General features: G+C 42.3%; 22 protein-coding genes and 1 pseudogene. 4 read left to right on the forward strand and 19 right to left on the reverse strand.

Translation table 11 applies throughout. The annotated features are described in order from the left end of the window. Positions 1–60 precede the first annotated feature (60 nt). Entirely contained in the window at positions 61–579 is a 519-nt protein-coding gene (locus VB740_RS18650) for a hypothetical protein (protein ID WP_323201426.1), read from the reverse strand. A 446-nt stretch (positions 580–1025) separates the two neighbouring features. Here VB740_RS18650 and VB740_RS18655 point away from each other — a divergent pair, with 446 nt between their 5' ends. Further along, complete coding sequence (locus tag VB740_RS18655) at positions 1026–1778, forward strand: Mut7-C RNAse domain-containing protein (RefSeq protein ID WP_323201427.1); 753 nt, start codon at positions 1026–1028, stop codon at positions 1776–1778. An 11-nt stretch (positions 1779–1789) separates the two neighbouring features. Here VB740_RS18655 and VB740_RS18660 read toward each other — a convergent pair whose 3' ends face one another. Then, on the reverse strand, positions 1790–2020 hold the full coding sequence (locus VB740_RS18660; protein WP_323201428.1) for a hypothetical protein: 231 nt from the start codon (positions 2018–2020) through the stop codon (positions 1790–1792). A 288-nt stretch (positions 2021–2308) separates the two neighbouring features. On the opposite strand from VB740_RS18660, the gene VB740_RS18665 reads away from it, so the two are divergent. Beyond that, complete coding sequence (locus VB740_RS18665) at positions 2309–3274, forward strand: ROK family protein (protein ID WP_323201429.1); 966 nt, start codon at positions 2309–2311, stop codon at positions 3272–3274. Positions 3275–3281: 7 nt separating this feature from the next. Here the strand turns inward: VB740_RS18665 and VB740_RS18670 are convergent, their stop codons facing one another. From VB740_RS18670 to VB740_RS18725, 12 genes and pseudogenes are all read right to left on the reverse strand, one after another. Further along, positions 3282–3869 (reverse strand): Uma2 family endonuclease, encoded by a 588-nt coding sequence (locus tag VB740_RS18670; RefSeq protein WP_323201430.1) that lies wholly within the window; start codon positions 3867–3869, stop codon positions 3282–3284. 52 nt (positions 3870–3921) lie between these two features. Further along, a complete protein-coding gene (gene proB, locus VB740_RS18675; RefSeq protein ID WP_323201431.1) occupies positions 3922–5025 on the reverse strand; it encodes a glutamate 5-kinase in 1104 nt (367 codons plus the stop codon). 262 nt (positions 5026–5287) lie between these two features. Beyond that, positions 5288–5827 (reverse strand): YqeG family HAD IIIA-type phosphatase, encoded by a 540-nt coding sequence (locus VB740_RS18680; protein WP_323201432.1) that lies wholly within the window; start codon positions 5825–5827, stop codon positions 5288–5290. A 54-nt stretch (positions 5828–5881) separates the two neighbouring features. Beyond that, positions 5882–6508, reverse strand: a pseudogene (locus VB740_RS18685) (hypothetical protein). A gap of 565 nt (positions 6509–7073) precedes the next feature. Then, positions 7074–7646: a DUF3727 domain-containing protein gene (locus VB740_RS18690; RefSeq protein ID WP_323201433.1), complete on the reverse strand. Its 573-nt coding sequence runs from the start codon at positions 7644–7646 to the stop codon at positions 7074–7076. A 141-nt stretch (positions 7647–7787) separates the two neighbouring features. Beyond that, positions 7788–8264 (reverse strand): Holliday junction resolvase RuvX, encoded by a 477-nt coding sequence (ruvX, locus tag VB740_RS18695; protein WP_323201434.1) that lies wholly within the window; start codon positions 8262–8264, stop codon positions 7788–7790. A gap of 1 nt (position 8265) precedes the next feature. Then, entirely contained in the window at positions 8266–9522 is a 1257-nt protein-coding gene (locus VB740_RS18700) for a GNAT family N-acetyltransferase (RefSeq protein ID WP_323201435.1), read from the reverse strand. 201 nt (positions 9523–9723) lie between these two features. Then, complete coding sequence (locus tag VB740_RS18705) at positions 9724–9930, reverse strand: hypothetical protein (protein ID WP_273769525.1); 207 nt, start codon at positions 9928–9930, stop codon at positions 9724–9726. 120 nt (positions 9931–10050) lie between these two features. Beyond that, a complete protein-coding gene (locus VB740_RS18710) occupies positions 10051–10542 on the reverse strand; it encodes a hypothetical protein (protein ID WP_323201436.1) in 492 nt (163 codons plus the stop codon). A 38-nt stretch (positions 10543–10580) separates the two neighbouring features. Further along, complete coding sequence (locus tag VB740_RS18715) at positions 10581–10730, reverse strand: histidine kinase (protein WP_323201437.1); 150 nt, start codon at positions 10728–10730, stop codon at positions 10581–10583. A gap of 1 nt (position 10731) precedes the next feature. Continuing rightward, on the reverse strand, positions 10732–12888 hold the full coding sequence (locus tag VB740_RS18720; RefSeq protein WP_323201438.1) for a pentapeptide repeat-containing protein: 2157 nt from the start codon (positions 12886–12888) through the stop codon (positions 10732–10734). Positions 12889–13073: 185 nt separating this feature from the next. Then, entirely contained in the window at positions 13074–13415 is a 342-nt protein-coding gene (locus tag VB740_RS18725; protein ID WP_323201439.1) for a hypothetical protein, read from the reverse strand. 382 nt (positions 13416–13797) lie between these two features. Here VB740_RS18725 and VB740_RS18730 point away from each other — a divergent pair, with 382 nt between their 5' ends. Continuing rightward, positions 13798–14232, forward strand: a complete 435-nt coding sequence (locus VB740_RS18730; protein ID WP_323201440.1) for a hypothetical protein — start codon at positions 13798–13800, stop codon at positions 14230–14232. A 60-nt stretch (positions 14233–14292) separates the two neighbouring features. Here VB740_RS18730 and VB740_RS18735 read toward each other — a convergent pair whose 3' ends face one another. The 5 genes from VB740_RS18735 to petB form a co-directional block, all read right to left on the reverse strand. After that, entirely contained in the window at positions 14293–14664 is a 372-nt protein-coding gene (locus tag VB740_RS18735; RefSeq protein WP_323201441.1) for a hypothetical protein, read from the reverse strand. 58 nt (positions 14665–14722) lie between these two features. Further along, positions 14723–15910, reverse strand: coding sequence for a glycosyltransferase family 4 protein (locus tag VB740_RS18740; RefSeq protein ID WP_323201442.1), 1188 nt, complete (start codon positions 15908–15910; stop codon positions 14723–14725). An 889-nt stretch (positions 15911–16799) separates the two neighbouring features. After that, positions 16800–17243, reverse strand: a complete 444-nt coding sequence (locus VB740_RS18745; protein ID WP_323201443.1) for an anti-sigma regulatory factor — start codon at positions 17241–17243, stop codon at positions 16800–16802. Between the two features lie 358 nt (positions 17244–17601). After that, positions 17602–18084, reverse strand: a complete 483-nt coding sequence (gene petD, locus VB740_RS18750) for a cytochrome b6-f complex subunit IV (RefSeq protein WP_190730883.1) — start codon at positions 18082–18084, stop codon at positions 17602–17604. A gap of 256 nt (positions 18085–18340) precedes the next feature. Beyond that, complete coding sequence (gene petB / locus VB740_RS18755) at positions 18341–18988, reverse strand: cytochrome b6 (RefSeq protein ID WP_094332660.1); 648 nt, start codon at positions 18986–18988, stop codon at positions 18341–18343. A 504-nt stretch (positions 18989–19492) separates the two neighbouring features. On the opposite strand from petB, the gene ctpA reads away from it, so the two are divergent. Next, positions 19493–20737 carry a carboxyl-terminal processing protease CtpA gene (gene ctpA / locus VB740_RS18760; RefSeq protein ID WP_323201444.1) on the forward strand — a complete coding sequence of 415 codons (1245 nt, stop codon included), beginning with the start codon at positions 19493–19495 and terminating at the stop codon, positions 20735–20737. Positions 20738–20960 lie beyond the last annotated feature (223 nt).

Here is a 20960-nt window from a genome sequence, read left to right on the forward strand (position 1 = left end):
CAACTGTGTTCTTAGCTACAATATCCTTAGGTAAAGGAGATAAACAAGAACAATATTCATTTACCCGTTAAAACTAGGTAGCCACTTTATAACATCATTATTTATCAAGGTCTTTCCGGTTAATAAACTCTCCACAATAGAGATAAACAGCATCAAGTTAGATTTTTCCGTATGCGCGGCGTTAATTTTGTATCTAGTTTTATTGTTATTTGGTATTTTGTAAATTTTCCCTTGCTGAAGCTTGGCTTTTCTGAACTTGGTTTCTTCACCAAAATCAAATATGTTCAATCTTGTGCAATCCCTTAGAGAGTAATAGGCAATCAAGTAGATGTAGCTGATATTACAATCAAAAATATTGCTAGCAGCAAGATAGTTATTTAAAGTTTTGTTGAAATTATTTATATAACTAGTTACATTTGTTGTTTTTACACATAAAGATATAATCTTGCGCTGTCTTTCTAAGTAAGTTATTCCTAAAGATAGATGCGAAAACACCTGATAAGCAGATATCGGCTTGGTAAACCAATACTGTTTTAAAACTTTTTTATCTGCTTTTAATGTATTTATCCATTTGTACATATTGCGAATAATTCTCAATTAATTTAGAAAAAATAAAGACAATTAAATTGCGGGTAAATGCTCTATTGCCCCGTACTTCATGCGCGATCGGTTAATGAGTAAAACCAGTGACTAATTATTAGCAGTGTCACTGACATCAACATTAACAAACCTGGTATTTACCCTTTTAGCTAATCTAACTTCCTGAAGCTCAATGTCAGGGTTTGATTATATGCCTCTGCCTTGACTGTAACTGAAACTCAATAATAAATGCAAGTATTTGACAATCTTTATAGTTTTTTTACAGTTTTCCGCCTTTAGAAGGTTGGTTAAATCAAGGTTAACGGGCATTTTATAGTAGAGATAGCTCACTTGAGCAAGTATTGATTCTTTCAATACAATAGATAAAGTTTTGCAATTGTGACAAATTGTTGCTAGTAAGGGGACACAGCAGTAAATTTTTCAATATGGCGATCGCATATTTTTACTTTCATGCAGAATTGAATTATTTTTTACCACGACATCATAAGCAGGTAAAAATTCCGCATTTTTTTGAGGAGAAAGCCTCAATTAAGGACATGATTGAGTCGTTGGGTGTCCCTCATCCAGAAGTTGATTTTATCAATGTTAATGGTGAATATGTAAATTTTTCTTACATAGTTTCGGATGGAGATACTATCAATGTTTATCCAATTTCAACTAGGAGTCTTATTATACCAAGCGTTTCGGTTCTACCAAAACCGCTCAGTATTATCCGTTTTGTTTTAGATATTCATTTGGGGAAGCTGGCGACATCTCTACGACTTTTAGGATTTGATACTTTATACCGCAATGACTACGAGGATGAGAAATTAGCCCAGATATCGTATAGTCAAGAGCGAATTCTCTTGACTCGTGATAAAGGTCTATTGATGCGTAGTTTAGTAACGCATGGGTATTACGTTAGAAACACTAACCCTGAACAACAAACCATAGAAGTATTACAACGCTTCGACTTGTTTGAATTAATCTCACCATTTAAACGGTGTTTGCGCTGCAATGGATTATTAGAATGTGTAGATAAGCAATCTATTATTGACCAACTACCAGAAACTGTGCGATCGCAGATTGATAAATTCCAGCGTTGTCAAGACTGCGATCGCATTTATTGGCAAGGTTCGCACTATGAACGGTTGCAACAGTTTATTGACGAAGTGCTGGACTCAAGAACAGGTGAGTAAGTCAATAATTATCAATCCAATTGCAAGCTGCTTGCACCAGGAACGTTAGCAAAATCACCAACATTCTCTGGGCTTTCTTCTTGACGATCAAAAGCATTCTTAATGGGGTCATCCTCAATCTGTCCGCTAACTTCTTCCGGTGCAAGGGGAGCTGCTTCTTTATCCTGATCGAGATTGATAGAGCGAGGAGGTTCTTTGGCGTGAGACAAATCAATAATTGGATGTTGTTGCTCGGAACTCATGAGTTTCTAAAGAATAATGTGGTTTTCTCTAGTGTTAAATGTATCTTGAGCGCAAACATCTTTCCTGAGAAAGAAACCATGTTTTGTAATGGTATAGATAGAAGGAGTATGAAATCAATTCGCAATTCGCAATGACGCTCGTTCCTCGCTAACGCTGCGCTAACGCAATTCGCAATTAAACTAAGCCACCCACTTTCTTGTGGGGTTTCAACCTACCTTGCGATACAAGGATTTTTTCGCTTGACTTCGGGCGAGGTTTTGAACATGAAGCTTTTTCGATAAAAAACTATGACATTAATTTTAGCTCTCGATTTTGGCGGAACTAAACTAGCGGCAGCATTGGTAAATGTTGGTTCTAAAAAGTGGTTGCGTTATGAACGTCGTCTCTCGCCAGCGAATGCAAATGCTAGTACTGACTTGGAAATTATGCGATCGCTCATTTACTCTCTGCTGCAAGACGCAAAACCTGCTGCGATCGGTGTTAGCTTTGGCGGCCCAGTGGACGCTTCCACGGGGACGGTGCGACTATCTCATCATGTCGCTGGTTGGGAAAACATTCCTCTTAAAGGTTTGTTGGAGGAAGAGTTTGGTGTGAGTGTTGGTGTGGACAATGATGCTAACGTTGCTGCTTTGGGAGAACATCGTTTTGGTGCCGGTCAGGGATACGATAGCCTGTTTTACATAACTGTCAGCACTGGTGTGGGTGGTGGTTGGATACTTAACGGCCAGCCTTGGCGGGGTGCTGGTGGGATGGCTGGCGAAATTGGACACATGGTTGTAGATCCTGCTGGGCCAGTTTGTTTATGTGGTAAACGAGGATGTGTGGAACGTTTGGCTTCGGGGCCTTATATGGCGCAAAATGCGAGGGAAATTTTGGAAAACCAACAGTCAAGAAGCCAAGAACACCAAAGAGGAGAGATGTTGAGGGGTTTGGTAAAAAATAATTTAACTTTACTGACGGGACAGTTGGTAGCTGAAGCTGCTGCGGCTGGGGATGATTTGGCGAAGGAAGTTTTGTATAAGGCTGCTTGGGCGCTGGGTGTGGGTATTGGTAATGTAGCGAACTTGATGAATCCGCAGCGCTTTGTGTTGGGAGGCGGTGTGACGAAGGCAGGGGAGAATTTTTGGCAGGTGGTGCGTCAGGTGGCGCGGGATACGGCTTTACCAGAAGTTGATTTTGAAATTATCCCGGCGGTGTTGGGTGATGATGCGCCGTTATGGGGGGCAGTGGCGATCGCTTCTATGTTAGTCTGACATTCTATTACTGTTGAATACTCTGACGAAACTCTCTAATCGCTTCCAAGGGAGACGACAACAAAAGACAACGATTGAGCAAGGATAAATCTAATTCTGGTAGCAACTCACTGTTACCAATTTTTTCATATTCTTGTTCTCGTAAGCAGTAAACTTCAATTATGCCATCTTCCCAAAACCAAACTTCCGGGACTCCCATTAATTTGTACTTCTGTAACTTTATGGGACTACCGCTAGTAATCACTACTTCAACGCACAAGTCTGGTACAGGTTTGTCCGTTCCAAAGCAATAAGATAAATCTGCTTGATATTCTACTATCTTGGGAATAATCTGGCTAAAACTACCACTGGGAAAAAATTCAATACCTTTGACTTCAAAATAAGTAATCAATAGTCCAGCAATTAAACACTTAATCACCTCATGAGGCTTACCAATAGTCACGATTTCTAAGACTCCCTCACAATAAAACAGCCGCACCCCCGGCACATTTTCAAAGCTAGCTTGAATCGTTTTAAACTGTTCCCAAGTTAACCCACGCCGAAAGAAGCGTTGTTCTTCTGGTAAGTTAACAGCATTTTCTAACGTTTGAGTCATAATATTTTTTACTCTCCCAGTTAGTAGCCACGAAATTTATCTTATTTCTATCTTAAGTCAAAACCAAATTATCCCGATGAATCACGGTTTCCACACCGGCATAACCTAAAATTGTGGGAATTTCGCGTGAATGATAGCCGCGAATCTTTTGTAGATCATTGCTGTTGTAATTCACAAGTCCTCTAGCAATTTCGTGACCATTTGGATCACATAATTGCACAGCATCCTGTGTGTCAAACTCTCCTTCTACTGCCTTAATTCCAGCAGCTAATAACGATTTTCCCGCTAGAGAAATTGCTGCGATCGCACCTTCATCTAAATACAATTTACCCGCAGGTACAAGTCCGTAAGCTATCCAACGTTTACGCGCCGAAGTTGGTTCAGGTTGCGGTTCAAAATGCGTCCCAATCAGTTCACCTTGGATAATTTTTTCTATATTCTGGGGAAATCGCCCTTGGGTAATTACAGTACGAACTCCCGCCGCGATCGCAATTCTCGCAGCCGAAATTTTTGTCACCATCCCACCAGTACCCCACTGAGAACCTTGGGAACCTATTTGTAATTGAGCTAATTCTTTAATGCTACTAACTAAAGCGATCGGTCGAGCATCTGGTACGGAACGGGGATCAGCTGAGTACAACCTATCAACATCGGTGAGCAAAAATAGCCAATCTGCTTCTATTAGGCTGGCAACCAATGCCGAAAGGGTGTCATTATCACCAAATTTTAGTTCGTCTATTGCTACGGTATCATTTTCATTGACTATAGGGATCACTCCCAGTCCCAATAGTTCCTGAAAAGTATTGTAGGCGTTTAGATAGCGGCTACGCTGCACCAAGTCGCTGCGAGTCAACAATACTTGAGCGATCGGCTGTTGTAATGTAGTAAATAAATCATCATATACACGGATTAGCCTACCTTGTCCAACTGCTGCTACAGCCTGTTTCAGTGCGATCGCTTTGGGCCTTTCTGTTAAGCCCAACCGCGCACAACCCACCCCCACAGCCCCAGAAGAAACCAAAATCACCCGGTGTCCCTGACGTCTTAAATGACAGAGTATTTCCGCCAAGGTAGCGATGGTAGAAAGTGCTAATTGTCCCGTTTCTGGTTGGGTTAAGCTAGAAGTGCCAATTTTGACAACAATTGTTTTAGTCATTAGTTATTAGTCATTAGTCATTAGTCAGTGGTCATTAGTCATTAAGAACAAAGGACTAATAACTAATGACAAAGGACTAAAGAAATTGTAAAGCGCCAATCCTTCTATAGTGAAGGCTGACGCTTTACGAGTTTATATTTATTTTGTATGCTGTAGGGTCTTTTTTGGCTGACCCCATGTTATTAATAATTATGATCCCCGATTTTTTGATTCCATTAAGATTCCTTAATCATTTCTTTAGATTTACTTTCCGGGTGATTTTTTAGCTTTTGTGAATCTTGGTTTTCTTGGGGGTAATAGAGGCTCCTAAGATTTCCGATATCCAAACTTCAAAGTTGCGGATGGGATGAGAACGGAGGGCCGCATCTGCATGAACAATCGGTTCAACTAGAATGGTAAACATCCCCAGGCGATTACCTGCTATAACATCCGTAAACAAGCGATCGCCTACCATCCCTACTTGATGCACTGGTAGATCCATTCCCCTAAGGGCTGCCCTAATTTTGCGTCGGGAGGGCTTGGCTGCACCCAAGTAGTAAGGTAAATTTAGCGATCGCGCAATTCCACCAATTCGCGCTTCACTCAGGTTATTACTGACCAAGCACAATGCAGTACAGGCACGAATTTGCTCTACCCATTCTTGTAGTTCTGGGGAAGCCAGCCCTACTCTAAAGGGTACTAAGGTTTCATCTACATCCAATACCAGCCCTTTAAGCCCGTATTTTTGGATAATATCTGGTGTTAGGTTCAACACTGAACCTTCTAAAATCAAGTCAGGCTGTAAAAGATTGTTCCAGACCATAATCAACAGTCAAATTTAAGTAGCTCTAGACAAATGAGCATAACCCAATATAGTTTAGTTAGTCGAACGCCATGCTGGAATATCTCCCTGAACATTTTGAGATAAAATTCCTAAAATCTTATCTATCTCTTTGATGTAATAATTACTCAAATCAATAAATATATCGTTTTATTCTAACTTCAAAAACTTCCAAATATCCCCCGTTGTTACCGCGCCATAAATTTTTTTAATTTCATTTCCTTCTTGTTGATTAAACAATTGTGCTGCTAACATTGCGGCCGCACATTGCCCTAATCCAGCTTTAATATTTTCATTTTTGGCTTCAATAATAACCACCACAGGCACATTAATTGTTAGTTGCTCTTTAGAACGACTAATGATAAAGTCACAATAGCCATTCAGACCTTTTTCTACATCTACATTAAAATCTATTCCTGAAAACAAACTAATTGGATAATTAGCTTTGCGTCTTACCTCCAACAATATTGGAGTGATAATCATTTCTGAACGAGCTTTTTCAGTATTAATTGCTAAAGCCAGTTCTGCCGTTTCTTCTAAAGAATTTATGAGTTTCTCGCTTGGCTGTAAAGGTTCTATGTCAGCACATAAATCAGTTTCTTCATCGATGTGGATGCTGAATGACTTTTTAAATTGACTTAATGTAAAGTCGCTATAAGCCATTTTCAGCACCTCATACCAATTTTGGATTTTGCGGAAAGTTGTAAGGAGGGTTTCCCTCCGTGGCAAACTTTTCAAGACGGATAATGGAATTAGAAATTCCTATCAAAATGCTTTTTCCAGAATCTTAAACAAGACTAGTAAACTATGGCGTACATAAACCACTCATTCCAAACAGCCAAAAAGTCTGCCCTATAAGGTTTTTGACTTTTAACACTTCTACTTCGCTCACTGTTAACTTTTGACTTTCGCCATGCGGTACTAATTGTCCCAATTTAATGTCAATGTTTCATTGCTTCCACATTTAATGGGACATGGTAAAAGGTTTAAGTAGATTTTCATTGTCATGAAAATTACCAATTAAAGAATTCAAAATGAAAATGTAACATTTTGAATTTTTAACAAAGTTTGGGGGTTTAAGTCCCTTGCCTTCATAGGCAGCAAGTTTTGTGTCGGGGTAAAATCCCCGTTACAAAACGTAATTGCGTTAGCGCAGCGTAAAGCCTTCGGCATGGCTTCGCTTAGAGCGACGTAGGAGCGTCATTGCGAATTGCGAATTGGTTTAATTTTATTCCACTTCATTAAAAAGATGTTCCTCTAATAGAGGCTGCACTTTGCGAAACTCCTCTGGAGAGAGTAATTCAGGTTCGCCTGTTTTTGTTATCCGTGCAAAAAACAACAAAGGATCAAGGGGTGTATAAATTGCATACTCCTGATCTTCATCATAAAAGCTAGCAAGTAGCTGTAATTGCTCTGGCTCTAAATCTGCCTCTTCATCTTCGATTTCTAAGGTGAAGAGTTCTGATTCTTCAACTGGCGGTAAATCACCTGCAACTGTCAGAGCGTAGGCTGTATTCTTCAATATCAGATTCTGCTCAGATAGTACAGCTTGGGCAGTGGCAAAAATTTGCTCAATGATGGTGTCGTCTTCTACCAGAACCGCTTCTTCTTCCTCACCGTCACCTTCCCAAGAAAAAATTTCTACAGGTGAGTCAACAGGAAGAAGTAAAACGTATTCTTGTTCATCTACTTCAAGGGAATGCTCTACATAACATTCGAGCGATCGCCCTTTGTCATCGGTTAAAGTGATGGAACCCGCATGAGCGTTATCATTTTCTTCAGGAAAAGGAGAGGAAAACATAGCCGAAATGTAGAAATTTAATAAATTCCAGCAACTTTGGAAATCGCTGAACTATTTAATCACATATTATGTCAACCAAATAGCTTTACACGTAGATACAACTGCTGGCTAATCGTTTTCAGAATATCATGTTAAAAGGTATCAATACTCAATAGCCGCCACTGAACTGCGGCAATTGGCACGCTTGGCATCTAGCCATTGTTGCAAAATCAAAGCAGCTGCCTTGCGGTCAATCAAAGCTTTATGGCGTGACGGGGAGCGGTTCTCAGCTATCAGCAGTTGCTCTGCTTGAAATGAAGTTAATCGCTCATCCACATATTCCACAGGCAGTTTCAAAGCTTTAGTCAGTCTTGTAGTAAATTTTTGAACTTGACGCGCCTGAAATCCCAGTGAGCCATCCATTGAATAAGGTAAGCCCATAACTAGGATTTGCACCTCGCGTTCATTAACTATTTGTCGGATCTGCTCAACATCTTGCTCAAAAGATGTGCGCTCAATTGTTGTGATACCCGTGGCAATTAAACCCGTGCGATCGCACCCTGCCACACCAATTCGCTTGCGACCGAAATCTAGCCCCAATGCTGAAATAAACGGTTTTGGTTGCTCCTGGGATATCACGCTAATTCTCCTGCTGTGCATCTGCTGATTCAGAAATCGGCGATGCTTCCATGCTAGGATTTTTTACCGAAAAGTTAATCGGTTCTGACTTGCTTGGCAGTGGTTTATCTGACGATGGCAGCTGTCCTGGTTGTATCCATGACATTCCACCTGGTATAGGTTTACGTGTCGGTTGTAACCCTTGCAGCATATCAGTCCACTGAATTCCTTCTAAGGAAACGAATTTAGACTCCCGTAGCTTGTGCCACACAGAGCGAGACATAACTAATGTATGTTCTATGCGTTTTGCCCCAATTCGTTCCAAATATTCTTCTCGCTCTGCCTGATAGTCTGAGGAAGCTAGTTGTAACCCTTGCTCGGGAAAATCTTGGGCAATACGAGCCAGCTGAGATAGTAATTCTGGATACAGCCAGGTGTAAGCAGGATGAACCGTCAGCGTTGCAACGTGGGGGACTTCGCCCTTACGGTCAAGTTGCACCTGAAAATAGCCGATCGCAGCTTTGCGTTGCGGTTCAAATACGTAACCACTTACTACTTCTGTTTTGCTCACCCATTGCATTACTGCATCAGTTAAAGCGCCGAACAAGCTGGTTTTAAAGTCGCGCGTGTTACGGTCAAAAACCTGACGTACCAAAGGTGGCATAGATGCCGTATCTAGTTGATATAGCAACTGGGCATCAGCATTACTTACTGGCAAGAGGTTGGGTAAGTCTGGTTCTGCTTGTGCCAATTCAGCCAGTAATTCTGGCCCAATTTCCCAGTACGTCATTTCTGCTAGACGTTGGAATCCATTTTGTCGATATAGGGCCAACGCCTCTATATCGTTGATATTAACTTCCAATAACCAAGTGCGAGCTTCCAGAATCGATTCAAAGCAATGACGCAAAAGTTGCGAGCCAACTCCTTGTTTATCGACACCACGCTCCAACAGCACTTGATCAATGCGCCAAGTGCTGCGTGTCCGGTTAAAAGGTGACACTTGAATCATCCCTAGAAGCATCCGCCCTTGCTCTGCTATGTAGGCACAGAGGCGATACTGTAGCGGGTTAGGAAACCAACTCAAAAATTTGAGTAATCCATACCAGCGACGCAGCATGAGCATCTGGCTGATGGCAAAACCTTTTCCCTTGGGAGTTAGGGCTGCGAATGACTCTTGAGTTATACGCTCAATCCCATCCAGATCCCGGTATTGGACTGGTCGGATAACAACGCTGAGGTTTCGAGGAAGTAATGAAGTCATTTTAATTTGAGCCGCCATTTAGCCTTAACTAACTGCTCTTCTAAGGAACTGCTGCAATAATTTTAACTAGTTTCTGCTCTCTACTATTGCGCCAAAAGGGTGATTTTAGTAACTCAATACTTAAAAAAGCAGAAAAAGCAGACCTTGTGAGAACACCATTGGCATTAACCCAACATCTGCCTTTATTTTATTTGAATTTTGATTAAAATTTGTATATATTTATAGCCCTTGTCGAGAAACTAGCTTTTCAAAGTGGGCTTGGGTTTGATGGAGTAATTGCTGGCGACTATCTACCAGTGTTTGCTTCAGGGTTGGAACAAGATTGCGAGCTTGCAGAGTCATATGAAGTTGCAGGTTAGCGACATATTCACTGAAATCTTGATTCACTTCATCTGCGCCCGCATCCGTTAATAAATTTGATTCCATTGCCACTGTGTTCTCCTGTGTTAATCCTATGCTGTCTCTCTTCATGACCAAAAACTATCATGTTGTTTGGACTAACTTCTTAATTTGCAATGAAGTTTAACGCTTCTTAGGGATTGCCCATTAAAATCTAAAACCAACACCACCTTGTACAGAGATAGCTGTACCACCGCTATCACGGTAGGCATCAAAAGCGATAATCGCGTTTCCAAAAAGGACAGTATTGCTATTTGGGATCATATAATCAATGCCTGGTTGTAAAGCAAAACTAATTTTGTCGCCCACAGGAGAAGAACCACCACCACCAGCCAATACTAACCCAGCACCCAGGTAGGCATCAGCTTGCCAGTTGAGGGGAAAATCGTAAGAAACCGTTGGTACAACTGCCGTATTATTACCAATTAAAACTTGGGCACGCAGTGAAATCGGTGCTTCCAAAAGCTTGTACCGACCCGCTATAACCCCCCCCAATTGGATACCATCAGTAAAACCAACAGTAGGGCCTATACCAATATAACTACCATAGGCTACTTGAGCTTGTGCTGGTTTGGCACTCGCCAGACTCAAAACTAAACCAGCCCCTAAAACTGAAACTAAATATGGAATATACTTCATAACCGAACTCCTCACACCAATTTGTCATTAGTCATTAGTCATTGGGCATTGGGCATTGGGCATTGGGCATCGGGCATTGGACATTGGGCATTGGGCATCGGTTCTTCTCTTTGTCCCCTTGTCCCCTTGTCTTCCCCTGCTCCCCCTGCCTCCCCTGCTCCCCTTGCCTCCCCTGCTCCTCCTCTCATTCTACGGGCAACGAGGATGAATGCCTCCTTGAGTACAAATGTACGCTAATTGCTTGGGATCTAAATTTTTGGCTTGAGAAAAATCAACCCCTTGGACTACGGCAGATACTGAGCCTAAATCTGGGGTTTGGACAAATTGATCTGCTGGATCTTGTTTGCTAGGAGCGAGAATTGCCCCCTTAAAATCTGCTCCTGCCACATTTGCCCCTCGCAAATCTGCAAGACTCAGATCGGCATTTTGCAAGTTAACGTTTTCCATTTGGGCAGAACGCAAAACAGCACCAGCTAGACGAGTGGCGCTCAAGTTAGCATTGCTGAGATTAGCACGATCCAAATAGGCTCCTGATAAATCTGCCCCTTGCCAATCAGTGTTAGCTAAATTGGCAAAGGATAATTGTGTTCCGATGGCAGTGGCGCGACCTAAACGGGCAGAGTACAGATTGGCTTCGTTCAATTGAGCGTCACCTAAATCAGCCCCAGTCAAGCTGGCTTTTTCCAAAACTGCGTTTCGCAGATCGGCTCCTACTAATTGAGTGCTGTTGAGTTTAGCCTCATATAGACGCGCGTTGGATAAGTTTGCTCTGTTGAGAGTGGCGCGGCTCAAATCGGTACGGTTCATCAAGACGCGACTGAGGTTAGCATCAGTAAGATTGGCTTGCTGCAACTGAGCTTGGCTTAAATCAGCCATCACATCATCGTAAGTATCCCAGCGTCCATCTTCACCCATGCCCCGAAAACGGCTTCCCTTAAAGCTGGCTTGGTTAAGATTTGCGGATTTAAATTTAACTCCTGATACATCAAGGTTGTCTAGTACCAAGTTAAAGAAGGAACTTCCTGGAGTACCACTTTGACCTAATTGGGTGCTACTAAGGTCAACGCCCTCAATTTTACCGCTGTAAACAGAGAGAATCTTGTTAATCGTTCGTTGGTTTCTTTGTAGCCGCCCTTGCCGCAATTCCCGTTCTTTGGTTGCAGAACTGCCCACAGACTCTAGTTCGCTAACCAAAAACTGATTCTTATTTTTTAGTTCCGGGATGGCTGGGGGGCCGACAGTTGTCAAAGCTTGTTGAATCGTATCCAAGAGGCTGGGGTTGGTTTCGCTAACCAAGAGATCCGCCAGGAATTTAATGGACTGTGGGTCATTAATACCACCCATAGCCAGAATTGCACTTTGGCGCTGCTCATTAGTCGCCCCAGAGGTGGAATTCAATTGGTTGCGAAGTTCGAGGAACTGTTGCCTGTTGATTTTTTCGGTTGCTCGCTGGGATTGTTGAATTTGGATATAAACTTGAGTACCTATTAAAGTTGCCAATACAGCAGTCATACTCGTAAGTCCTACCCCAAACAAAGTCAGATTAGGATTTTGCTGTATCCGCCGCCACAGATTAGTCGATTGGTTGGTTTGGGCTGCTGCTAATTCTTCTCCCTCGTGCCATTCTTCTGCTTCATCATTATCGCCAGCAGATTGAGCTTGTTTGTTGTTAGCTAAGAGTGAGGATGGTAAGGGGCGAGTCGCATCTATTACATGAGTGCCTGCAAGTTGATCGTGCAGTGCGCGACGACCCCGGCGCGACGGTAAGCCTATGCCTTCACCCACAATCATTAACAAAGACAAAAATGTGAATAATCCTAAATTTGGAAAAGCAAAGCTGTAGCGCCACAGCAGATAAGCGATAGAAATGGGTACAGTCCAACGCCCAACTCCTTCTCTAATCACAACTGCTCCTAAACCAGGCGGCTTACCTTGCGCGTTGACAACCCGCACTTTTAACCAACGTTTAGGAATTGTGCTACCAGTTTTAGCCAGTAAATACAATTGCCACCACGAGAGAGTTACAGGTGTTAACAAGGCGATTGTCCACAAAATATTAGTCGGCCATGCCACGTTACGGATGCCATAGCTAACAGGCAGAGCTAGGGGTCTGGCGATCGCTCTTTCTGTGACTACCAGCACGGGGTTAAGCGGCACTCGATTAAAATCGCTTCTAGAATTGGCATAGACACCCATGCCGAAGGGAATCAACCCGCTAGTAACCACTAGTGTAATTTCAGCCGCCCAAGCAGCAAAACGTCTACTTGCTAGTAGTAGCGAGCTGGCTCTTTCCGATTCTTTTGACTGACCAGATTTATTACTTCTCCTGACAATTGGTGTCGTCATCGTATAATTTCCTTTGATATTATTTCTACGCCGCGATCGGCACAATTAAAATAAACTAAGCTAATCGGTAAAAAGAAAAGCAGCTTGAAATAGAATTTAGGAGTTAAAAGTCAGGAGCCTTTTTTATCCTGGCTCCTGAATTTAATAACTACAGGCAGAGTGCAGAACAAATGCATATCAGCTTGTTACTTACGTTGAAAGCTACTAGACACAAAAAATTTGTATCCAACATACACTAACAATGCCAAAAGTGCCAGACTGATTACAGATGCAACCAGTTTAAACACTGCTTGCAGCATTGCCAAGCCTACTAGCACCGTCACACCCGAAACTACCAGCTTTTTTGTCCCAGATAAGCTGTTGAACCAAATCTGAAATCGCTCCAGTTGCAAGTTAAACCTGGCAAAAATAGATGTCTCAGTCTGTTTTGGCTCTTGTGGTTGGGGAACCACTTCAGGCGAAAAATTAATCTCTGCCTCTAGCTTATTGAGGCGACGTTGCAAGTCTTCTTCTCTTTGAGGATTCATAAATCTTTTCTACCTCAGCTAGGTCACTTATTCCACAACAGACCAAATTGTATTTTTGGTGGTTGTTTTAGTGATTTTAGCTAATGTATGTGTGTGCAATACCTTTCTGGGCAGTAAAAATTATGATGATTTTTGGAATCCTAGCGTGTTACGGATTGAAGTGGAGAATGTAGGGTAAAATATATTGGTGCAAAAGCGCCACCAAACATAGATAATTTGCACGATTAATGGTCTTTATACTCATTAAATCTTCACAAAAAATGCTTAAGTAAATGGTATTACTTTATACGACAGCTTTTGGAACAAAGATGGATTCCTGTCGTCAATTAAATCATTACTGTATAACAATATTGCTCTAAAAAAATTTTGAGCATTAATTAAAATGAAAACGCTTAGGCTACTTGCAATTGTTCCCACAGCTTTGGCGATGAGTTTGGTTTTGACTGAGGCTAATTTGGCACAGACACCAACAATCAAAATTAATCGGAATTTCCAACCAGATCCAATGGTTTTGAACGGAAACTCTGGGGGAACTGTCAAAAGTAATTGTGGTAATATTACCACTGAACCTAATCAAGTTATCCAGGTTACAGAGGCACTACCTTATTTGCGATTAACAGTAGAGGGTCAAGGGAAGCCAACGCTGTTGATCGACGGGCCAGGGGGACGCTTTTGTGTAATGGCAGATAGCTACTCTGGAGGCAAGCCAGAACTTTCTGGTTACTGGCAACCAGGAAAATACTTGCTGTTTGTGGGCGAATTATCCCAAGGACAGAATAGCTACACCCTCTCAATCTCGCAACAAACAAACAAATAAATAGTCATTTGTCCTTTGTCACTAGTCATTTGTCCTTTGCTAATGACTAATGACTTATGACTAATCTTCCAGAGATTTGGCTGGGACTTCCACAGCTTTGATATCAATTGTGCCTTCTGGTGTGAAGCGCTGAAAATGACTATTTTGTACTAATAGTGACTCCCCACAGTTAGGACACTGCAACTGACTGTTATTTAAACCTGTAAATTCATATCTACAGACGGGACACTGGTCAGCAACTAAGTTGCGTTGCAGCCACCAACGAAAGCCAAAAAAAGCCACAATGGGTGCCAAAAACAGCAACCCGACAATAATTAGTAACGAATTAACCAACCAACCCAAGCCCAGTGATGCCAGCAACCAAACAACTGCTAGCAGGGTGAGCCAAGGGCGGAGATTTAAAAGATTCAATTGAAATGACTTAAAGCTCATTTTTTAAATGTCGTCCTGCTCTCCTTCTAGGATAGCGATTTTAGTCATTAATCATTAGTCATTTGTGATTGGAACTCAAAACTGAGGATAAAAGAATTTTTTGCAAGTTCTGTTGGAAGGCATCTATGCCAAACAGAGCGATCGCTTGTTCTCTTAGCCACTCTCCATTACATCGCTGGTCATCCCCTTGAAGCATTTCTATACAAGCCGCTGCTACAGCATCAGGACTGCGGTGTGGGACTCGCCATCCCAGTTTACCATCTTGTAGGGGGTCAGCGGAGCCATCGTCGTCACCGGATAATACAGGTACTCCACAAGCCATCGCCTCCAGATAAACAATGCCAAAGCCTTCTTGTGAAGGCATAATATATGCATCAGCAAGGCGGTAATGTTCTATTAATTCTTCTGTAGCAACGAAACCAGCAAATACGACGCGATCGCTCACACCTAATTCTTTTGCTAGCATAGCTAATCGCGGTTGGTCATCACCGCGACCAATTACTAAATATTTCACTTCTGGGAAAACCTGAGCGATTTGTGGTAATGCCCGAATCGTTACATCTACACCTTTGTAAATATCCCCTGACCATAACCGCGCTACTGTCATTAACACCTTAGCACCAGTTAAACCATACTTCTGGACTAATTCTGGCTGCTTGGAACCAGGAGTAAATTTATCTCCATCAATTGCACAAGGCATCATCTGTACCATTTTCGGGTTTAGACTATTACCAGCACAAGCGCGATCGCGGCTGTAGCGGCTAATCGTCCAAATTCCAGATGCTGATGTCAGGGCGCGACGTTCTTGATTTTTGAGTGGTTCCCAGACTTCTTTGCCGTAAGTTAACACGGTGTAAGAAATCCCCAAAGGCTGACAAAGAGTTTGTACTAATATTGCTAAGTTAATGTGACCGCAGAAAACTTTCTGCGGCCGACTTTGCAACAGACACTTAAGTAAAGCTGCTGCCATTTGTAGTCTCCCTATTTGGGGAGACTGATTTTTAAAGTAATGAAATTTTAAGTTCTCGTTTTCAAACGGATTTAAGCTATCAGGACTATCTCGCAGCAAAAATACTTCCGCCTTGTAGGGTTGGCTCAATCCCAGATAGGCACGAAAAATATCTTTTATATATGATTGAATACCGCCTTCGTGGGCAAAAATTTCCAAAAATACGAAGACATGGTTGGTTTTTTTATTAACTTTATCACCTAACTTGAGGTTTTCTGTCACTGTAGTGATGTGCATGTTAGGTTATTTACACTCGCGGTAAGGGCACGATTGCACCGCTTTGTAACCGCTCTAAAATGGCACTTGTTAGAGAGCAAAAATAAGGCTCTTAACACTGCTGACAAATCTTAACAAGTGATCTTGTATAACTTGAATGCTATCTTTACTGGATTCATTGATTCTTTTTATACAACAATATTTTCTAAGGCTTTACAAAAAAAATCATAATAACTAAGGAATTTAACGTAAAAAATATATTACCCAAATCCAAATATTATTGAAAAACAAGTATAATTTTATCAATCAAATAACAATATGTTTGACCAGAGACTCGTTCCCCTAGTGGTTTTTTCTTGAAGTGAGTGGCTTAACTTTAAGTAAAATCTACCTTCGCGCCGGCTTACTTAGAAGAATAAATGTAATCAAATTACACTCAGCATTTCGTAGAGAAGACTAGTACGTTGTGGCGAAAGTGTAGCCTACCTTTAACAATTTGCCCAAAGCAGCTTGTCTTTTTAATTGAAATAATAGGTGGATTTATCAAAAAAGCTTCATGTTCAAAACCTTGCCCGCAAGTGGCGCGTACTCCTACGGAGAAGCAAGCTACGCGGTAGCGTTCGCACGAGAAAAAATCCTTGTATTCTCTTGGTAGGTAAAAACCCCATCCCGGAGTGTCTGTCTGAGGTTAATTGCGTAAAGCCTGCGGCATGGCTGCGCTTAGAGCGGAGCGGGGCATTAGCCCATTGCGAATTGCGAATTGCGAATTGCGAATTGCGAATTGGATTTATGCCGTGCTGTACTTCGCCCTCGCACGTTGCTGCGACTTCTTCCCTATCCTCGTCTTTGCTTAAAATCCAAAATTGGCATCAAAAGTATTTTTAACTTTACTTTACAAACTAATTAACTTTTACTTTTGTGCTTCTACAGAGTATTTGACGATGAGGAGGCAATTTCTACCATCTGCACCACGTTCGTATACAACACGATCAGCCAACCGCCGCAAGAGAAACCATCCATACCCACCTACTTGCAGAGTACCTGGGGCTGGCTCTGCGATCGCATCAGGATTAAAAGGTTTTCCATAATCCCAAATTCTAATCTCTAGTCGGTCAATCCAGAGATAAATGTTAATATCAATGGTTGTTTCTGGGGGTAAAGCATGATGAGCGTGACGAACAGCGTTGGTAAAGCCTTCTGCCAATGCTAAATTGAGGCGATCAAGTTGGGTTTTTGACCAGCCAAGTTGAGACAAATATTGCAGACAAAATTGCTCGAACCATTCTTGCACCTGGTTTAGGAGACTGAGTTCGCTCTTAACCGTCAGATGGTCTTGCTGCACTATGCTAAACATTAACTGTGACTTAAATATAAGTAAACCCAAATTGCTAGTTATTAAATTTTGCACTATTCGCAAAATTTCTCTGATATAGAAGAATCTAAATTGAGATATTCTATGTCCCAAAATACAAAACATGAAAAATTTTGGCATTTCGAGGAATGGAACTAGCAACTTACGTTAAGGAAGGGAAAAATGTTTGTATTTGATGACTTTCAATGATTTTAGATTTTGGAATAGCTGTTCCATCCAAAACTTCAGATTCCAGATGCAATCTGAATTATTAAAATTGACGCCTGTAAATTTCTTTCAAAAGCACATCTGCATCTGCTCTTGAAACTCACAGGCGTCAAAGCACTTTCTGGTGACTAATTTAGAATAGTCCCAAAGTCAAAGATTTATCCAATGGCAAGGCAGCACCAATACCCAGCCATATGGTGACAAGGGTACCAAATAGGAATACTGTGGTTGCAACTGGACGACGGAAGGGGTTTTGGAACTTATTAACGTTCTCAATAAAAGGAACGAGGATAAGACCCACTGGTACGGAACCCATTGCTAACACCCCTAAAAGTTTGTTAGGAAGCGATCGCAAAATTTGGAAGACTGGATACAAGTACCACTCTGGCAAAATTTCCAATGGTGTGGCGAAAGGATTTGCTGGTTCACCGGTCATAGCGGGATCTAGCACAGCTAGAGCCACAATCGCAGCGAACGAACCCATGATCACGATTGGAAACACGTAAAGTAGGTCATTAGGCCAAGCGGGTTCACCATAGTAGTTGTGACCCATGCCTTTAGCGAGTTTGGCTCTTAACTGAGGATCGCTCAGGTCAGGTTTTTTTTGTGTTGACATTTTGAAATGTGCTCTCCTGCTTAAGTTAAATTAAAGCATTTGTGAAAGCTATCAGCTACTAGGCAACCCTAACAGGCAGCAAACAGCGTTTGTCTATTTACGGTCAGCCGCCTGTAGGGCCTCTCCAGCTTTAGGCTTAAGATACAAGTGTTTGTTTTTTGGAACTTATGTACAATTAATTTCTTGTGTTTCATAAGTTTAGAACAAACAACTTCATCTGAAAACTGATAGTGTTGCCTTTCACTAATAGCTGAGATTACAAAGGACCGGAAATACCTTGTTTGCGGATCATCAAGAAGTGGAACAGCATGAAGACTGCAATCAACCAAGGCAGCACAAAGGTGTGGGCGCTGTAGTAACGAGTTAGTGTTGCTTGACCAACACTGGAACCGCCGCGCAGCAGGTCGGATATCAGAACGCCAACCACGGGAATTGCTTCTGGTACGCCGCTAACGATTTTCACAGCCCAGTAGCCAACTTGATCCCAAGGTAGGGAATAGCCAGTGACTCCAAAGGAGACTGTAATCACAGCCAGGATCACACCACTTATCCAGGTCAGTTCGCGGGGCTTTTTGAAACCACCAGTCAAATAAACCCGGAAGGTGTGCAAAATCATCATCAATACCATCATGCTGGCAGACCAACGATGAATGGAGCGAATTAGCCAACCGAAGTTGACTTCATTCATGATGTACTCCACTGAGGAGAAAGCTTCAGTAACTGTTGGCCTGTAGTAGAACGTCATCGCAAATCCAGTGGCAAACTGGATGAGAAAGCAAACCAGGGTAATTCCACCCAGGCAGTAGAAGATGTTGACGTGAGGAGGGACGTACTTACTAGTGACGTCTTCGGCGAGTGCCTGAATCTCCAGGCGTTCCTCAAACCAGTCGGAAACGTTGGCCATACAATCTCAAGTTCCTAAAAGTCGGTTGCGGTTGATAAATCCCGAAGTTCTAAATCGGCGACCAAAATTCTGATGTTCTCCAGCCTCGGCATCCTGCGGGTTCGCCCAAGGGGTTGCCATAGGCTGGGGTAGCAACAGAATTGTCTAGGGACTTCTCATAAGCCGCCGCTTAGACTTCTCTCCCAATTAGCAATTTTGGGATTTTAGTAAAGGCGAGTTTTTTGTTTGCTTTTCAGCTTTCAGCGTGCTAAGAGTCTTCAGAAACTTTACACTCTGTAAAGATGGAATATATTGCGATCTCTTTACGCCCCTGCATAGAAAATGGTGGACACAAAGTAGATTTTATCCTTTGGTGAGTGGATACAGCGCATCAGTTGAGTGAACAACTTGATGAGAAGAATGCACTACTTCTATAAAAAAAGTAACATAATCGAGAGATAGATTTCATCAACAACAGGGTTAAGTGGGCATTTCTAGGCAATTTGGGTTGAGGTGGAATTGATAATGGGGTTCATGAACAAAAAAGTCTTACGGGTTGGATTTTCATTGTTAATGGCGTTTTGGTTGGCGTTGGGTACGCTCACCCAGCCTGCGATGGCTTTAACGTCTGAACAAAAGCTGGTTTCGGAAGTTTGGCGAATTGTTAATCGCACTTATCTAGATGAGACGTTTAATCATCAAAACTGGGCGGCTGTGCGGCAAAAGGTTCTAGAGAAGCCACTGTCGGACTCAAATGCCAGTTATGCGGCAATTGGGAGGATGCTCAAGAGCCTCGACGATCCTTTTACGCGCTTTTTAGATCCAGAACAGTACCGCAGCTTACAGGTAAATACTTCTGGAGAACTGACTGGGGTAGGATTACAAATTGCCCTAAATCCTGAGACTGGCAAGTTAGAAGTAGTGGCTCCTATAGTAGGTTCACCAGCAGATAAAGCGGGAATTAGACCACGCGATCGCATTCTCAAAATTGAAGGCATTTCCACAGAAAATCTTACCCTTGATGAAGCTGCGACCAAAATGCGCGGCCCAAGTGGTAGCCTTGTGACTCTCCTCATCGAACGGGACGGAGAAACAGAAACAGAAATTAGACTTACACGCGATCGCATTGCTCTTAACCCTGTGGTTTCAGATTTGCGTGTTTCTCCTGAGGGTACGCCCATTGGCTACCTACGCCTTACTCAATTCAATGCCAACGCCTCAACGGAATTGGCACATGCTATTTCTAGTCTAGAAAAAAAAGGCGCTGATGCCTACATTCTAGATTTACGAAATAATCCTGGGGGGTTATTACAATCAGGAATTGAAATCGCCCGTTTGTGGTTAGACTCTGGCACGATTGTCTACACTGTGAACCGACAAGGTATTCAAGGTAGTTTTGAAGCCTTTGGTCCACCCCTGACGACCGATCCTCTGGTGATTTTGGTGAATCAAGGAACTGCTAGTGCTAGTGAAATTCTTGCCGGCGCACTCCAAGATAATGGTCGTGCCGAGTTGGTAGGTGAAACTACTTTTGGAAAGGGCTTAATTCAATCTTTATTTGAATTATCCGATGGTTCGGGCTTGGCAGTGACAATTGCTAAGTATGAAACTCCTCAACACCGGGATATCAATAAACTAGGTATTAAGCCAGATAAAGTGATTTCCCAAACAGCCATTAACCGTGAGCAGATTGGCACTGAAGCGGATCTGCAATATCAAGCAGCAATTGAACTTTTGAAGAAAAACTCGGTTGTGGCGGGAAAGGTGTAAAAAGAGACGCGAAATTGCTTCTTTACAGAAGCTAGGAGAGACGCGATTAATCGCGTCTGTACAGGAAGCTATCAGTGTAAGTCTGTTCGCGTAGCGTCTCGATTGCCTACACTGTGTTGCATCTGTCTCCTGGCTTCTTCACTAGACTTCTTGCATAAGTCGGGAAAAGGGGAAGGGGAAAAGGTTCTGTATTGTCCCCTTCCCCTTTAACCTTTACCCTTTT

The organism is Nostoc sp. UHCC 0251 (assembly GCF_034932245.1).
In the GTDB taxonomy this organism is placed as follows: Bacteria; Cyanobacteriota; Cyanobacteriia; order Cyanobacteriales; family Nostocaceae; genus Nostoc.

What these genes read in the sequence shown, in the direction of transcription:
- VB740_RS18665 (WP_323201429.1), top strand. Translation starts at nt 2,309, where the DNA reads ATGACATTAATTTTAGCTCTCGATTTTGGCGGAACTAAACTAGCGGCA.
- VB740_RS18705 (WP_273769525.1), bottom strand. Translation starts at nt 9,930, where the DNA reads ATGGAATCAAATTTATTAACGGATGCGGGCGCAGATGAAGTGAATCAA.
- proB (WP_323201431.1), bottom strand. Translation starts at nt 5,025, where the DNA reads ATGACTAAAACAATTGTTGTCAAAATTGGCACTTCTAGCTTAACCCAA.
- VB740_RS18735 (WP_323201441.1), bottom strand. Translation starts at nt 14,664, where the DNA reads ATGAGCTTTAAGTCATTTCAATTGAATCTTTTAAATCTCCGCCCTTGG.
- VB740_RS18730 (WP_323201440.1), top strand. Translation starts at nt 13,798, where the DNA reads ATGAAAACGCTTAGGCTACTTGCAATTGTTCCCACAGCTTTGGCGATG.
- petB (WP_094332660.1), bottom strand. Translation starts at nt 18,988, where the DNA reads ATGGCCAACGTTTCCGACTGGTTTGAGGAACGCCTGGAGATTCAGGCA.
- VB740_RS18725 (WP_323201439.1), bottom strand. Translation starts at nt 13,415, where the DNA reads ATGAATCCTCAAAGAGAAGAAGACTTGCAACGTCGCCTCAATAAGCTA.
- VB740_RS18720 (WP_323201438.1), bottom strand. Translation starts at nt 12,888, where the DNA reads ATGACGACACCAATTGTCAGGAGAAGTAATAAATCTGGTCAGTCAAAA.
- VB740_RS18715 (WP_323201437.1), bottom strand. Translation starts at nt 10,730, where the DNA reads ATGAGAGGAGGAGCAGGGGAGGCAAGGGGAGCAGGGGAGGCAGGGGGA.
- VB740_RS18655 (WP_323201427.1), top strand. Translation starts at nt 1,026, where the DNA reads ATGGCGATCGCATATTTTTACTTTCATGCAGAATTGAATTATTTTTTA.
- VB740_RS18745 (WP_323201443.1), bottom strand. Translation starts at nt 17,243, where the DNA reads ATGTTTAGCATAGTGCAGCAAGACCATCTGACGGTTAAGAGCGAACTC.
- VB740_RS18680 (WP_323201432.1), bottom strand. Translation starts at nt 5,827, where the DNA reads ATGGTCTGGAACAATCTTTTACAGCCTGACTTGATTTTAGAAGGTTCA.
- petD (WP_190730883.1), bottom strand. Translation starts at nt 18,084, where the DNA reads ATGTCAACACAAAAAAAACCTGACCTGAGCGATCCTCAGTTAAGAGCC.
- VB740_RS18710 (WP_323201436.1), bottom strand. Translation starts at nt 10,542, where the DNA reads ATGAAGTATATTCCATATTTAGTTTCAGTTTTAGGGGCTGGTTTAGTT.
- VB740_RS18740 (WP_323201442.1), bottom strand. Translation starts at nt 15,910, where the DNA reads ATGCACATCACTACAGTGACAGAAAACCTCAAGTTAGGTGATAAAGTT.
- VB740_RS18650 (WP_323201426.1), bottom strand. Translation starts at nt 579, where the DNA reads ATGTACAAATGGATAAATACATTAAAAGCAGATAAAAAAGTTTTAAAA.
- VB740_RS18660 (WP_323201428.1), bottom strand. Translation starts at nt 2,020, where the DNA reads ATGAGTTCCGAGCAACAACATCCAATTATTGATTTGTCTCACGCCAAA.
- VB740_RS18700 (WP_323201435.1), bottom strand. Translation starts at nt 9,522, where the DNA reads ATGGCGGCTCAAATTAAAATGACTTCATTACTTCCTCGAAACCTCAGC.
- VB740_RS18690 (WP_323201433.1), bottom strand. Translation starts at nt 7,646, where the DNA reads ATGTTTTCCTCTCCTTTTCCTGAAGAAAATGATAACGCTCATGCGGGT.
- VB740_RS18670 (WP_323201430.1), bottom strand. Translation starts at nt 3,869, where the DNA reads ATGACTCAAACGTTAGAAAATGCTGTTAACTTACCAGAAGAACAACGC.
- ctpA (WP_323201444.1), top strand. Translation starts at nt 19,493, where the DNA reads ATGGGGTTCATGAACAAAAAAGTCTTACGGGTTGGATTTTCATTGTTA.